This window comes from Psychromonas sp. CD1 (genome assembly GCF_002239585.1).
GTDB lineage: Bacteria > Pseudomonadota > Gammaproteobacteria > Enterobacterales > Psychromonadaceae > Psychromonas.
Map to the genome: position 1 here is coordinate 334,112 of NZ_NDFH01000003.1, position 14,828 is coordinate 348,939.

Below are 14,828 nucleotides of genomic sequence, written 5' to 3' on the forward strand. Positions count from 1 at the left end.
ATTTATATAACGTTGATCACAAACCTTCACTCCTTATGTGCGCAAGTTAAAAAAAAACGAGCCCTAGTATTTATTTTACTAAAAGTTTAGTTAAAATACAAAGTGTCAGATGAATACTTGGAAACATTTATTTCGTTCAAAAGAAAGAAAATTGCAATTCCAAACGAGATACAAATGCTACAACATGATTTATGGTCACTTTATCCACGACAAAAAAACTCTATTTTAGGTGTTCACAGCTCATGATTAACGGAGATTACAGCCCTTTAATGACTTTACCACCCTTTACAGCAGGTGAATATGATGATTATTTTAGAAAGTTTAGATCAGTTTAAGTTGTTATATTGCAATGAGCATAAATGGGATCGTAGTTTCGAGGCCATTGAGAATCTTAAGCACCTAAAAACCAACATCATGTACTGTATCGACAATTCAATTATGTATATGTCTCAAAGTGGTATCACGAAAAAAACTAAAAACTTTGAGGGACATCGTCATTATATCGAGATGCATTATTACTTAGACGGGCAAGAAAAAATTGACGTCGCAGATAAATCCAAATTGCAAGCCTCGACACCTTACTCGGACAAAACTGATAAAGAGTATTTTAGTGGTACAGGTCAAACCCTAGAGCTTTATAAAGGGCAAGTAATTATTTTTTGTAATGATAAAGCTTACCGTTTTCATGGCGATAATCATGTTAAAAAAGTCATTATAAAAGTCACAACATAAAGGACTGTTTTAAAACAAAATATACTCAGGATTTTGAACTTTCGTCAACATCCTCCTAAAAAAGTACTCCACGAGGTATTTCATGTCTCTATCCAAAAGAAAAAGCACGATTGGAAAGTTTGCTTTACTGTCAATGACCTTTGCCGCAGTGTTTAGTTTTAATAATATTATTATGAATAATATTGAAATTGGTATCTCTGCTGCTCCTATGTTTTTTATTGCGACTATCTTTTATTTTATTCCTTTTTGTTTGATTGTTGCTGAGTTTGTATCCCTCAATAAAACATCTGAGGCAGGGGTTTACGCATGGGTTAAAAGCTCATTAGGTGGCAGATGGGCCTTTATGAGCGCTTATACTTATTGGTTTGTTAACCTGTTCTTTTTCACCTCCCTTTTGCCTAAAGTTATTGCCTATGCCTCTTATGCTTTTCTTGGCTACGAATATATGTTTACGCCTCTCACCACCGCTTTTTTTAGTACAATACTTTTTGCTCTTGCGACCTATATTTCCACAAATGGCGCCAAATTACTGGGCCCGATTATATCCTTAACCTCATCACTTATGCTTTTACTCACTTTATCTTATATTGTTTTGGCAGGAGGTGCATTATGGGGTGGAATTCAACCTGCAAATCCCATTACGATTGAAGCCATGACACCTACGTTCAACTGGACATTTTTAGGTATTATTACATGGATATTTATGGCTGCCGGAGGTGCAGAATCTGTAGCTGTTTATGTTAATGACATAAAAGGAGGCCATAAATCCTTCGTTAAAGTGATTATCGTCGCGGGTATTTTTATTGGCGTGCTTTATTCCGTGGGCTCTTTATTAGCAAATGTATTTGTCTCTCGTGAGGCGTTAAAATTTACGGGTGGATCAGTACAAGTTTTTGAAGGTCTAGCTAAACATTATGGATGGTCAGTCATCTTTATGAACCGTTTTGTTGGTATTGTATCTTTTACTGCTATGTTAGGCTCCTTACTAATGTGGACTGCAACCCCAGTTAAAATATTTTTTGCTGAAATCCCAAAGGGTATTTTTGGAGAAAAAACGGTTAAATTAAATAAACACGGGGTACCCGCTCGGGCGGCTTGGATCCAATTTCTGATTGTTATTCCACTCATGTTTATTCCAACTTTGGGCTCTGATACTGTACAAGAATTAATGAGTACCATTATAAATATGACCGCGGCGGCTTCAATGCTACCCCCTTTATTTATTATGATTGCATATTTAAACTTACGTCTAAAATTAGATCACCTACCTCGCGACTTTAGAATGGGCTCTCGATGGATGGGGATTTGTACTGTTTCTCTTCTTATTGTTATTTTTACCATCGGTTTCTTTGCTTCCACTTTCCCAACAGGCGCAAATATTCTCACCATTATATTTTATAATGTGGGGGGTATTGTTCTGTTCCTTGGCTACGCATGGTGGAAATATAGTCAATATGAAAAAAAACTTAAATTACAACAAGTGACTGAAGTATTAACCCCATAACGGCTATGTCATTAAACATCAATACTGCATGCTCTACAAAGATATTTTTAAGGTAGACAGTATCACCCATAAAAAGATTTATTTTTATGGGTGATAGAACAAAGTGTTATTTACTGAGTACTTGTATTTTTTTATTGTTTATATTGCCTTCTTTAAAAACAACAAATGTACGTCTATTTGATGCGTTGGCGATAGCATTATGTTTTAAGTCAATAGGCTTGCTTTCACCAAAAGATTTGATGTCCCAAATATATTGGCTTGCATCGAGTTTTTCTTTTAAATATTTTTCTATGGAGCGGGCACGCAATGTGGCTAATGTTTGATTGTAAGATGATGGACCTTGTGTGTCGGTATATCCTGAAATTAATATTCGACCGGTTAATCCCGTTAATTTTTCTGTAAAATTATTTAGCCTTTGTTTATCTTTTTCCTCCAACATCGATTTATCGAACTTAAAATGCGACGCGATAGTGGCATATATTTTACGTTTCGTATCAAAGATAGCACAAGCGGGGTTATCATCTTTATTAACAACTTCTTCAAAAATCAAATATGAGCGTCGATTGGCTGCATTAGCTTTTAATGTTTTTTTAGTGCTAAGAGGCTTTGTTTCGCCGTAATATTTAATCTCCCAATCATACTTACTTACATCTAATTGTTTACTTAAATAATTTTTTATTGATAGTGCTCGTTGCGCGGAAAGATGTTCATTATATTTCAGAGATCCTTGATAATCAGTATGTCCCACAATGGCTACACGCCCATTCAAATCTTTGATGCCCTGAATAAAATGATCTAAAGATGTATAATCAGACGTTTGCACAGCATAACTATCAAATTTAAAGTGTTCAATGGTCGCCATTTGGACAATTCTATCGGGTAATAAACATTCACTGATCAAAAACTTTTGGACTTCGTTATCATATTTATGCACATTTTCTTGGCTAACATAAGTATTAGTACTGCAGGAAAAAACAGTCAATAGAGCGCTCGCCAGTAGTGTATATTTTTTTTTATTCATGAGTGACCTCTTATATTTTACCAATTAGATTAATAAATACACCTTGTGCATCATAATCGTCATCATTGGTTAAATTATCATCAAAGGCGGAGAAGTTATATCCTACACCGATTTTAAAGTTAGCTGAGATATATTTATTAAACGAAACGAGAGCGCCTTGCTCTAATTCATTGTTGATAGTATCAACTTTCCAATGATACTCACCGCTAACATCCCAGTCTTTCATGATACGATAAGAGGCACTTAAACCAACTAAATAAATGTGGCTATTAACATCAACGGTGCTAGAAGACTCGCGTTGATAAGCTTCATATTTGTCTTTATAAGCATATTTTGTTCCGAGATCCCAATTGGCATCCCAAGAATAAATCGCTTCTGTTTCAATAATATGACTTTTTTCATCACTATAATCAACGTCTCGATATAAGTTATCAAAGTCAACCAGATACGTGTAATGGGCGAGTAAGTTTAATTTATCATTGTAAATAGGGCGGTAAGCAAAACCAACGCTGGACTCAATAAAACGCTCTAAGAGTACATCTTTAATATTATTAACCGCTTTAGAGTAATTAAATTTAGCAAATAACGTATATTCTTCGGTTAAATGTTGAGTATAACTATTGGTCGTTACCCATTGTTTTATTTTTTCATTACTGGATTGTTTATCATCTAAACGGTATTCAATTTTATTTTTAAGTGTGATGGTGTCTAAATCCATGCTGATATTAAAGCTAATTGCTTGGCGATAAACTTGCCCAGTGATAGTGTTTAGTGGGTCATCATTATATTCAATATTGCCCTCTTGATAAGCAATACCGATTGCAACATCATCATTAAAATCATAATCAAATCCAAAAGAGCTGAGTTCACCTTTGCCATTACGCTCGCGTGTAAACTGGTTCTCTTGGTAAAAATCAAGGGTTTGCGTTAATGTCACTCGTTGACCAAAAGTAATATTGTTTTGTTGCTCATAACTGTCATTGACATAGCTAACGTAGGTTGCATAATCACGGGTGATATCGTAGGTGAGGCTTGCATCGGTCGCATCGCCTCGGTCGCCATCGGTATAAGCGCCGGATAAACTTAAATCATCCCATATTTGCACTTCAGCGCCGAGCGTTAAACTATCGTTTTGTGCATAATATTTATTACTGTGTAATGTTTTTTGACCTTTAAGATAAAGGCTATTTTCATCGTCCCAAAGATACTCTATTTTTGCGCCGGCAAGACTGCCGTTACCCGATTTTTTTTGTGGATTAAGCTCTTTGATGTTTTTGCCTGCAATGGACAATTGAATATGTTCATTGACCATCCAAGCACTTTCTAGTTCCGCGCTTGTTGTATCGGTTGTTAATCTGCCGTCTAATTCATTTTCTTGTAATTTGGTTATTCGAGTGGAGAGTTGTATATTGTCACTCACTTGTAAACGCAGTTGCGCACCATAAGATTCTTGCTCTAGATTGTCGTTTTGACTGGCTGAGGAATATCCGCCATCTTTGCTTTTATACCAAGCTTTAATGTCATTACCTATGGCGCCAAAAAAATCAGAATTTAAGTCGTAAAGGTTACCCACAGCAACGACTTGAAATGTATTACCCGAGCGAAGTTGAGGGGTTTTTGTGCCCACGTGTGTAAAGCTAAGTCCGCCATCAAAAGAGACAAAATTACTGTCTGTTTGCGTACCTTCGGAGTGTGCAAATTCAGCTTTTAAGTAACTGCCTTCGGTCGCACGTAAGGTAAGGTCGGTACTGTATAGTTTATGATCTTGGTTATCTTTTTCTTCACTAATATAACTGGCACCGATGCCAATATTCTCGGTTAACCAACCCTTAACACGTCCCCCATAGGTGAAATTATCTATGGCATCACTGCCTTTAGGTACATATTCGTAATCAATGCTTAAATAATTTACATAACCATCACGGGGAGCATCATCAATAATGGAGGAAAAATCTTCACTTACAATATCAGAAAGGGGCTTAGTTAAAATAATACGGCCTTGGTATTCATCAATTTCATAATCTCTTCCCGATTGCAGAGTCACTTCTTTTTCTACGATACCGGTGTCGTTGTTCATGATTTTAATGCTGACTTTATCACTGCCGGTCACGACTTCACCGTGTTTTAAAAAGTAAAGTGAACCACCGGTGCCTAAAAACTCTTCATGAGAATAAAGGGTATCTGAATTTGCCGCAAAGCCCACAATGTTTAATCGATCTGCTCCGAATTCCGTGGTTTCTCGAGTGCGATAGTCTGCTTTAAAACCATATAAACTGCGGTTATAATCGGCGTTATCGGAGCCGGTGATACCGGTATTATAGTTACCCCAAATATATTCTGATTTATCGTACTGTACGTTTAAGTATAATTTTCCGTTACTATTAACCAGTTTTTGGATATTTGCATTGTCACCATAATTGCCGTACATCATTTCATCATCACCATCGACAATATCAAAAACACTGCGATTATCTTGGGATGAAAAAAGGCCATTAAACATATCTTTTATATTGCTCTCTTCGGTATCGATATGGGTAATAATTCGTAATTTATCGCCAAACTTTCCGAGGCCAAAGTAAGCTAAACGACCCTGATTATAGATGTTATCGGTATATTGACTGTCTACGCTTAATGCACTTTTCTCGCTACTGACAAAGTTTTTCCCGATATATAAATCCGCAAGACCCGCTTGAACATAATAGGTATCGGGAATGCGCGCATAAAGCGAAAAGTGGCGCTCTTTTCCATCATCAAAAATAACCGTTGTGGGAAATAGATAGCTATCGGTGGGTAAAAATAACTCAGCATAGAATTTATTGTCTTCGACCGTAAATTCATCCTCACCAATACGGACGCTATCTACACCTTTTAATCCCGAACCGATAAATTTTATCAAACCTGAAGAGGTCGGAATATTATGCAATTTAAGCTCGGCTTTACCGTAATGCTGACCAATATCATCACCATCGTTCGTATTTTTATTAAGACTAATTTTTTTATCGACATTCACTAAATCAATGACACCTAAAGTGGTGACGTCCATATTGTTATCTTTATCCCAAACTTTTAGGCGAAATAAAAGTTGCTCACCACGTTTTAACGCTGCATTTTCTACTTTAGACTGGCCATCCCATTCAATATTGCGACTGTTTGCCAGTGTCGAGCCTTTAATAATGGTCAAAGGTTGGCTAAGGTGTCTGTCGTTTCCGCGGTATATTTCGAGCTGCCATCGAGTAATGTAGTAACTAAAGTTAGTATCGAGGCTAAAGCTTAAAGGGTTTATTAATATCCCATTCTGTACATCGACTTCATCACTAACACTTAAATTTAATACGGGATCAAAGCGAGTAATATCGCGACTTGCCCAAATTGCTCCTTCTTTTAAATAGATACGGGAATGATCTTTTTTTTTGTGTATTTCATTGCTAAGTGCAAGACTTGATGTTGTTAATTTTTTTAAAATACGGGTATCTTCAGCCATCACCGTAAAGGATAATAGATAAAGCATAAAAGGAAAGAGCGTTTTATTATGTAAAATACTCATTATTTTTCTAGTCCCCTATTTATTTTCAGGTGCACACTAAAATTGAATTTAGTCAGTTTATACGGAGAGATACGTAGTACTTTAGGGTTCTCACTAATAACGTGCATTCCTGCAGGTAAGGAGTCGGAATCGAGTTTAATTAATGTTTGTTTGCCTTTTTTATTCAGTACCCATTGATCTGGAAGGTGGTAACGGCCATATTCATCGGTTTCAATAATAATTCCGTCCACGGTTAATAATTTAATACCGGGGATGCCATCTTCATATATGCCGATATTTTCAACCACAATTTCCCAGAGGTAAGTTTGTCCATCTTGATAGAGCGTGCGCGTTACATTTAGTCTTTCTGCAGAGAGTCCTTTTACTTTTTTACCACGATGAGCCACCTTTATTTGATTATCTTTACTAAAAGATATATGACTTCCTGCATCGGTAGTGATAGTAAAAGCAAAGCTTTGTAACGTAAGGGATGAAAATTTTAATATAGCTTTATTGGACTCAAGGAGAGTTCGATTAAGAGATAGCCCCATTAATTTTTTTATTTTTATCCCATCAAGAATCGAATTGCTTTTACGTTCTTGATTATTATGAGTGATCGTTGTGGAGCCTTGAATATAAATGCTAGGCATTAAATCAACATGTATGCGAATGTTGGTGGCAGTGGCATCGGCTTGATAGCCATCTTGGTTATGATCTTCAAATACTTTACCGATGATAGATGCAGTATCAAAAAATTTATCTGCGGTGATGCTGACAGTTGCACTGCTAAGATTCGATACTATTTGTCGTGTTCCGCTGGATCTGGTCGGAAGGAAGGCCAAAGCATAAGCTGTATTGATATATTTGCCAAAGGTGGTTCCTAGCGAGGCGCGTAGCAGATAACGTATACGTATTTTTTCATGTACGTTTTTATCTTGATAATTATTAATTAAGAGATCACCAATCTTAAACGAGAGAACATTGCTAACACTAGGCTCGGCAGAGGTAATGGTGTCATCATGAGTATCAAAAGTACCATCGCTACCGCTGTGGGTCATTTCAACTGAATCTGGAACATATTTGAATCCTGCAGGATAGCGATCTTCAAGTATTATATTCCTGAATTCAGATTCATTGTGATTTTCAATGATCACTTCATATTCCACCACCTCACCGACTTTAATTGAATTTTTTAGGGCTCGTTTATAAACTAAAAGTTGACCTTCATTATCCGTGTATTTTTTGACATGGATACGGACACTTGTACTTGATTTTTCGCCATTAGGAGTGCGCGCAGTAAAGATATTAGTAATATCATTATCTAACCCTTTAGCAATGGTTCCGACGATGGTTATCACAAAGGAATTTTCAGCATAGGCTTTTAATGTTTGTGTTGAACTTAAATCGCTATTTTTTTGCGTAGCAATAATAACCCCACTTGGCATCTCTTTAATGGTACTTATCCAATCGGTAAATAAAGGTTTACCGTGAGAGCCTTGTAGTTGCGTTATTTTGTCTTCGAATAAAACGTTGTCAACATCACTAGAACCTCGGTTATAAACCTTTAATGTATAGATAACTTGAGTATCGTCATTTGTGTATGCTTTTTTATCTGCTGTTTTTGCAACGGAAAGGATCACCGGTGACGCTTTAAGTTCAGCACTTTTTATTGTTTTTTTGCCATAGAGGGGAAAAACAATAAAATGAAGTGCATTATGTAGGGTTGAATTGCACTATAGAAGGATGAATTACAAATCCATTAAGATGCGAAAGCTTTTTAAGTTCCCTCGGCTAACGGGTATTTGTATTGTAATGGAATGTAATTTGAGCAGATAAGTGCTATTTACCCATGGAATGATTTCTTGTATTTTCTGTAAATTGACACAATAAGTACGGTGCGTGCGGAAAAATTGATTGGTAGGTAATCGAGTCATTAATTCGTTGAGTGTAAAAGGGACCGTAAAAGAGTCTGTTTGAGTGAAAACGTGGGTCGTTTTATCATTGGCGAGCGCATAATAGATATCCTCAACAGGAGTAATGTGAACACGGTTTTTTTTGTATAAATTCAGCGTCTGTTTTGGTGCTGAAATAGGCAAATAAGATGTTTTTTTATGTATTTTCTCTAATTTATGCAGTAGACCCATCACTCGTAGTTCATTTAAGGGTTTTAAAATATAGTCAAAAGCTTCTAAGGTAAATGCATCTACGGCAAATTCTTTGTAAGCGGTGGTGAATACAATGTGTGGCTTTTGTGGAAATTGATGAATGTTTTTTGCCAATAAAATACCATCAATAGAGGGAATGTTAATATCTAAAAAGACAATATCAACATGTTGATGCTGTAAATATTTTAGTGCTTTTAGGCCATCGTCAAAGGTCGCTATTATTTGTATTTTACTGTGTTTTTCGATTAAATAAGTCAGTTCTTCTTGAGCAAGATATTCATCTTCAACGATCAAAGCGGTTAACATAGCGTTTCTTTATTTAAGTAAAACATCATTTCTGTACCAGGATTCAAGCGTGTGATATGTAGACCTTCACCGTATAATAATAACAATCGTTGATGTACATTAGTTAAACCAATGTGCTGTGTTTCAATTTTGCCTTTGTACAGTTTGTCGATGGTAGATTGTTGAATGCCGATACCGTTATCGCTAATCGTGACTTTAATTTTTGCACCTTCTTTTTTGATTGAAATTTTTAATTTAACGGGGACCGATGACGGTTGGATTCCATGTAATATCGCATTTTCAACCAACGGTTGTAGTAAAAGGCAAGGTACCATAAAATGCACATCATCGATATCAAAGGTCACATTGAGCTTGTTTCCAAAACGTGCTTTTTCAATGGCGATATAACTACGTACTTGTTGTAATGCTTTTTGAATATCAATAAGATCGGTATTTTGATCTAAGTTATACCGCATGAAATCGGCTAATTCAGCGATCAACAACCGAGCTTGTTCAGGGCGAATTCGAATTAAGGTTGAGATTGCATTAAGAGCATTAAATAAAAAATGTGGGTTTATTTTACTTTGTAAAGCAGAAAATTCAGCTTGAGCTGCCATTGCTTTCAACTCTTCAATTCGCGAAATTTCCATTTGTGTGGAGATAAGTTGTGATAGACCGATAGCCATTTCGCGTAGCGCTGGTTGAATACGATAAGCCTTACGATAAAATATTTTTAATGTGCCACTTACTTTTCCGTTTTCCCATAGAGGGATGATCAATAAAGAGTGAAAATTTTGGGTATTTAAATTGTTATTAATAATTTGTTTGCCGGTATCGAAAGCTTGTTGAGTCATATCGACGAAATTACTTTGGGTTGTGTCTAAGTAATGCGCATCATTAGCGTTAAGTTTTATTTCTGTTTTTTTAAGGACTGGATGATTAATTTTTAATTTCTGACGAATAAAACGACATAACGAGAAGTCTGCGTCTTGCCCATGCAAACTGTTTTGTATAATTTGCTCACCGGTATCCACTGCTTGTTGTGTCATGCGCCCAATTTTATGCTCGATATTAAAGTAATGTTCTGCACCGATTCCAGTATAGGCAAGTACGCCTTGTGTATCCGTGATAGCAACCACGTCGGCATTTGTTTCTTCTCGAATAATATTACATACGTTAGTCAATGCTTCTCGTGTGTTTTTTCTAAAATAAGGCAGTGTTTTATTTGCAATCTTTAAGGCTAACTTCGCTTGTTTAGCAGCAACTAAATTTGTGTCTTCGTCTAAATATTGTACTAGTTTAATGATGATCCCAATGGAAAGAGATCCAATGATCAAAAATAACATCTTAAACATACATATCACACATCACATTGGAGTTCTTTGACATGAAAATAGCCATGTTCAGTACACAGAGTTATGATATTAAGTATTTTGATCTTTCATTGAAGGAGGAAAAAGAAATTTCGTTTGAGTATTTTGACACGTAACTTAATGTGCAAACTGCACAGTTAGCAGAGGGTGCTGATGCCGTTTGTGTTTTTGTGAACGATGATTTATCGGCGCCAGTGCTTAAAAAACTTTGTGAATTAGGAATTAAAATTATTGCATTGCGCTGTGCTGGATTTAATAACGTCGATATTTACACTGCAAAAGAAAAGAACATGATTGTTTTGCGAGTCCCAGCTTATTCTCCTGAGGCTGTTGCAGAGCATAGCATTGCGTTAATGATGACACTTAATCGGCGTATTCATAAGGCTTATCAACGCACGCGGGATGCTAATTTTTCATTGGAGGGTTTAGTCGGGTTTAATTTGTTTGGTAAAATAGTGGGTGTTATAGGCACAGGTAAAATAGGCCTTGCTTTAATTAAAATTTTAAAAGGATTTGGTTGCCATGTTTTAGCTTATGATCCATACCCCTCTGAGTATGCGAAACAGATTGGTGCGAATTATGTCGAGCTTGATGAACTATTTAAACGTAGTGATGTCATCAGTTTACATTGCCCGTTAACGGAGACAAATCATCATCTAATGAATAGTGCATCATTTGCAAAAATGAAAGACGGAGTAATGCTTATCAATACAAGTCGGGGTGGGTTATTAAATGCGACTGATGCAATTCAAGCACTTAAAGTTGGGCGTATTGGCTCTTTAGGCTTAGATGTTTATGAAGAAGAAGAAGTACTCTTTTTTGGTGATCATTCAAATGAAATTATTACCGATGATATATTTCGTCGTTTGTCTGCTTGCCATAATGTTATCTTTACGGGGCATCAAGCCTTCCTTACCCGAGAGGCGTTAAGTAAGATTGCAGAGGTGACGATTATGAATTTATTACAGGCATATCAAGGTACGCAAAGTGCCAATGAAGTTTTATAGTTAACATTGTGAAGCGTTTGATTTTTAAACGCTTCGATTCGCTTTTATTATTAGGGTATTTTACTTCATTTTTTTAATATAACGGCGTAAAAGCCCTCCAGGTATTGAGCTCTTTGTTGACACCGCAATAGCCGCCCACTGTGCGCCTTGTTGTATGGCGTGTGAAATATCAAGTCTATTTAATAAGGCATCAATAACACCTGCTGCAAAGGTGTCGCCAGCGCCTGTTGTATCAAGTACTTTAGTTTTTATTGCAGCAATATATATGGGTGCCGTTTTACTGTAAACATGTGCGCCATTTGCACCATCTGTGACAATAAAATAACGTAACTGAGGGCCCGAAATTTTTTGTGAATAGGCCCATATAGACAGTTTATTGCGCGGATGTTTATTTAAATCGGTTAAGGATGTAATTAAAACATGGCAAGGTCGCGTACTGGCATCTTTGGGGAGTTGTGCGACCACTAAGCAATCATTTAATGCTTCTTTTGCCCAAAGGTCGACGTTCTGCGCCGATGAATTAATATAAAGTGCTTGCCACTGTTTAAAATCTGGCGCATTAGTCAGTTTAAACGGCGGGCGTTTTGGCCGAATAATGGTTCTTTCTGCATCGGGTGTCATGAGTAATAAAAGTTCGGGTGTATCAAAGGTATTGCGTTGTAATAAATGACAATCTAAACCTTGTAAACTTGCCTCTGCCAGTAACCAATCAGCGGTTTCATCATTGCTTATTTGGCTGACTAATGCGACTCGGTGGCCGGCAAAAATCAATGCTATTCCAGTATTGGCCCCACCCCCCCCTAAGCGTCTGCCCATATCTTGGTAGTGGTGACGTCCACCTTTGATAAGGCAACTATCAAGTTGTAGAATACGATCGCAGTTTAAATTTGCAATAAGTAAAATGTTAGGCAGAATAAAACTCCTATTTTAAAATATAAAGTTTTGCATATGAGTAACAGATGCCTCTTTTTTAAAAGAGGGGCCAGTCTCTGTAGGTGATAAGGCTGACCACTCTTTCATAACAACTGTTTATTCTACATTATATAATGCGTTGTCCTGGTTTTGCACCATCGTCGGGTGTTAATAAGTAAATATCTTTACCGCCAGGACCTGCCGCAAGTACCATCCCTTCGGATAAACCAAATTTCATTTGTCTGGGTTTTAAGTTGGCCACCATGACGGTGAGTTTCCCTTCTAAATCTTCAGGTTTGCAAGCAGATTTTATACCAGAAAAGACAGTGCGAGTCTCATCACCTAAATCTAAGGTGAGTTTGAGTAATTTGTTGGCTTTAGGTACGTGTTCCGCTTTGATGATACGTGCTACTCGTAAATCTACTTTAGAAAAAGTATCAAAATCAATTTCAGCACATAAGGGCTCTTTATCTAGCTCTGATTGCTCAGTTGTTGTGCTGGTGGAAGCTTTTATGACCTCAATATTTTCTTTTGAGGCATCTATCATTGCATCTACCTTTTTCGTGTCAATACGTTGAAAAAGAGCTTTGAACTTATTGATTTTATGAGAAGAAAGAGGTGTTTTAATAATGTCCCAATCGAGCGTTTCAGCTAAAAAGTCTTCACTGCGAGCAGTTAATTTGGGCATGATAGGTTTTAAATATGTCATTAATATACGGAATAAGTTAATGCCCATAGAGCAAATCTCTTGTACCTCGACACTTTTATCTGCCTCTTTTACGAGTGCCCAAGGTGCTTTATCATCAATATATTTATTGGCTTTGTCAGCTAAGGCCATAATTTCACGAATAGCACGCGCAAATTCACGTTTTTCAAAGAGAGCTGCAATGGACTCGCCTGCATCAATAAAGTCTTGATAGAGAGCGGGCTCTGCAATGTTCTTGGAGAGTTCACCATTGTATCTTTTGGTTATGAAACCTGCGGTGCGAGATGCTAAGTTAACTAATTTATTGACAACATCAGAGTTTACTCTTTGGGTGAAATCCTCTAAATTCAAGTCTAAGTCATCAATTTTACTGGTTAATTTAGCCGCATAATAATAGCGTAGGCATTCTGGATCTAAATGTTCAATGTAGGTGCTGGCTTTGATAAATGTACCTTTAGATTTCGACATCTTCGCACCATTTACCATGACATAACCATGAACATTGACCGCTGTAGGTTTACGGAATCCAGCACCATCTAAAACGGCTGGCCAAAATAGGCTATGAAAATTAACAATATCTTTACCAATAAAGTGATATAACTCGGTGCGACTGTCTTTAGCCCAATATTCATTAAAATCAAGGTCATCGCTACGATCACAAAGATTTTTAAAGCTACTCATGTAACCAATCGGGGCATCTAACCAAACATAAAAATATTTACCAGGTGCATTAGGTATCTCAAAGCCAAAGTACGGCGCATCTCGGGTGATATCCCATTGTTTTAAGCCAGGTTCAAACCATTCGGCGACTTTATTGGCCATTTCAGTTTGTAGTGCACCTGAGCGGATCCATTTTTTCAACATATCTTCAAATTGAGGCAAATCGAAGAAAAAATGTTCAGTTTCTTTCATGATAGGCGTAGCCCCTGAAATAGCTGACTTAGGGTTGATCATTTCGGTAGGGTTGTATGTAGCGCCACAATTATCACAATTATCGCCGTATTGATCTTCGGATTTACATTTTGGGCAAGTACCTTTAACAAAACGGTCCGGTAAAAACATTTCTTTTTCTGGATCAAAAAGCTGAGCGATAGTGTTCTTTTTTATGAAACCATTTTCGAATAATGTATTATAAATATGAGTGGAAAGCGTTTTATTTTCTTCACTGTGTGTGGAATGATAATTATCAAAACTTATATCAAAATCATTAAAATCTTTAATGTGTGAGACTTTTATATCGCTGATCATTTTCTCAGGAGTAATGCCAAGTGCATTCGCCTTAAGCATAATAGGTGTGCCATGAGCATCATCGGCACAGATAAAGTGTACTTTGTTACCACGTAATCGTTGAAAACGAACCCAGATATCTGCTTGAATGTGCTCTAACATATGCCCTAAATGAATGGGGCCATTCGCGTAGGGGAGGGCGCAGGTCACAAGGATTTTACGATCTTGACTTTGCATGTTATATATAATTCCTTAGCAGTTATCTAAAATTTTTAAAGTATAATTCTACCCAATTAATGCTTGAAATCCCACTCTTTAATTAAGGGTGAAAGGATAAGTGAGTTTGTTACACTTATAGTATCTATTTTTTATT

General features: G+C 36.7%; 9 protein-coding genes and 1 pseudogene. 3 read left to right on the forward strand and 7 right to left on the reverse strand.

Annotated features, from left to right (window positions below):
- The first annotated feature begins 300 nt into the window (after positions 1–300).
- Positions 301–732, forward strand: a complete 432-nt coding sequence (locus tag B8W84_RS02955; protein ID WP_257797894.1) for a beta-galactosidase subunit beta — start codon at positions 301–303, stop codon at positions 730–732.
- A gap of 82 nt (positions 733–814) precedes the next feature.
- Complete coding sequence (locus B8W84_RS02960; RefSeq protein ID WP_094751843.1) at positions 815–2,236, forward strand: amino acid permease; 1,422 nt, start codon at positions 815–817, stop codon at positions 2,234–2,236.
- 106 nt (positions 2,237–2,342) lie between these two features.
- Here B8W84_RS02960 and B8W84_RS02965 read toward each other — a convergent pair whose 3' ends face one another.
- The 5 genes from B8W84_RS02965 to B8W84_RS02985 form a co-directional block, all read right to left on the reverse strand.
- On the reverse strand, positions 2,343–3,257 hold the full coding sequence (locus B8W84_RS02965; RefSeq protein WP_094751844.1) for an OmpA family protein: 915 nt from the start codon (positions 3,255–3,257) through the stop codon (positions 2,343–2,345).
- Between the two features lie 10 nt (positions 3,258–3,267).
- Entirely contained in the window at positions 3,268–6,801 is a 3,534-nt protein-coding gene (locus B8W84_RS02970) for a hypothetical protein (RefSeq protein WP_094751845.1), read from the reverse strand.
- Positions 6,801–8,420 (reverse strand): DUF11 domain-containing protein, encoded by a 1,620-nt coding sequence (locus B8W84_RS02975; protein ID WP_257797895.1) that lies wholly within the window; start codon positions 8,418–8,420, stop codon positions 6,801–6,803. Before B8W84_RS02975 ends, B8W84_RS02970 begins: the two co-directional genes overlap by 1 nt.
- 108 nt (positions 8,421–8,528) lie before the next feature.
- Positions 8,529–9,251 (reverse strand): LytR/AlgR family response regulator transcription factor, encoded by a 723-nt coding sequence (locus B8W84_RS02980; RefSeq protein ID WP_094751847.1) that lies wholly within the window; start codon positions 9,249–9,251, stop codon positions 8,529–8,531.
- Positions 9,245–10,585 (reverse strand): sensor histidine kinase, encoded by a 1,341-nt coding sequence (locus B8W84_RS02985; protein ID WP_094751848.1) that lies wholly within the window; start codon positions 10,583–10,585, stop codon positions 9,245–9,247. Before B8W84_RS02985 ends, B8W84_RS02980 begins: the two co-directional genes overlap by 7 nt.
- A gap of 32 nt (positions 10,586–10,617) precedes the next feature.
- On the opposite strand from B8W84_RS02985, the pseudogene B8W84_RS02990 reads away from it, so the two are divergent.
- Positions 10,618–11,610 (forward strand): annotated as a pseudogene (locus B8W84_RS02990) (2-hydroxyacid dehydrogenase).
- A 60-nt stretch (positions 11,611–11,670) separates the two neighbouring features.
- On the opposite strand, the gene B8W84_RS02995 reads toward B8W84_RS02990, so the two are convergent.
- Together B8W84_RS02995 and metG are read right to left on the reverse strand one after the other, a co-directional pair.
- Positions 11,671–12,522, reverse strand: coding sequence for a PfkB family carbohydrate kinase (locus B8W84_RS02995; RefSeq protein ID WP_094751849.1), 852 nt, complete (start codon positions 12,520–12,522; stop codon positions 11,671–11,673).
- Between the two features lie 127 nt (positions 12,523–12,649).
- A complete protein-coding gene (gene metG, locus B8W84_RS03000; RefSeq protein ID WP_094751850.1) occupies positions 12,650–14,692 on the reverse strand; it encodes a methionine--tRNA ligase in 2,043 nt (680 codons plus the stop codon).
- Positions 14,693–14,828: the final 136 nt, after the last annotated feature.

Excerpts from the sequence above, each read along its gene's own strand:
- B8W84_RS02960 (WP_094751843.1), top strand. The coding sequence starts at position 815 with ATGTCTCTATCCAAAAGAAAAAGCACGATTGGAAAGTTTGCTTTACTG.
- B8W84_RS02980 (WP_094751847.1), bottom strand. The coding sequence starts at position 9,251 with ATGTTAACCGCTTTGATCGTTGAAGATGAATATCTTGCTCAAGAAGAA.
- B8W84_RS02985 (WP_094751848.1), bottom strand. The coding sequence starts at position 10,585 with ATGTTTAAGATGTTATTTTTGATCATTGGATCTCTTTCCATTGGGATC.
- metG (WP_094751850.1), bottom strand. The coding sequence starts at position 14,692 with ATGCAAAGTCAAGATCGTAAAATCCTTGTGACCTGCGCCCTCCCCTAC.
- B8W84_RS02970 (WP_094751845.1), bottom strand. The coding sequence starts at position 6,801 with ATGAGTATTTTACATAATAAAACGCTCTTTCCTTTTATGCTTTATCTA.
- B8W84_RS02955 (WP_257797894.1), top strand. The coding sequence starts at position 301 with ATGATGATTATTTTAGAAAGTTTAGATCAGTTTAAGTTGTTATATTGC.
- B8W84_RS02965 (WP_094751844.1), bottom strand. The coding sequence starts at position 3,257 with ATGAATAAAAAAAAATATACACTACTGGCGAGCGCTCTATTGACTGTT.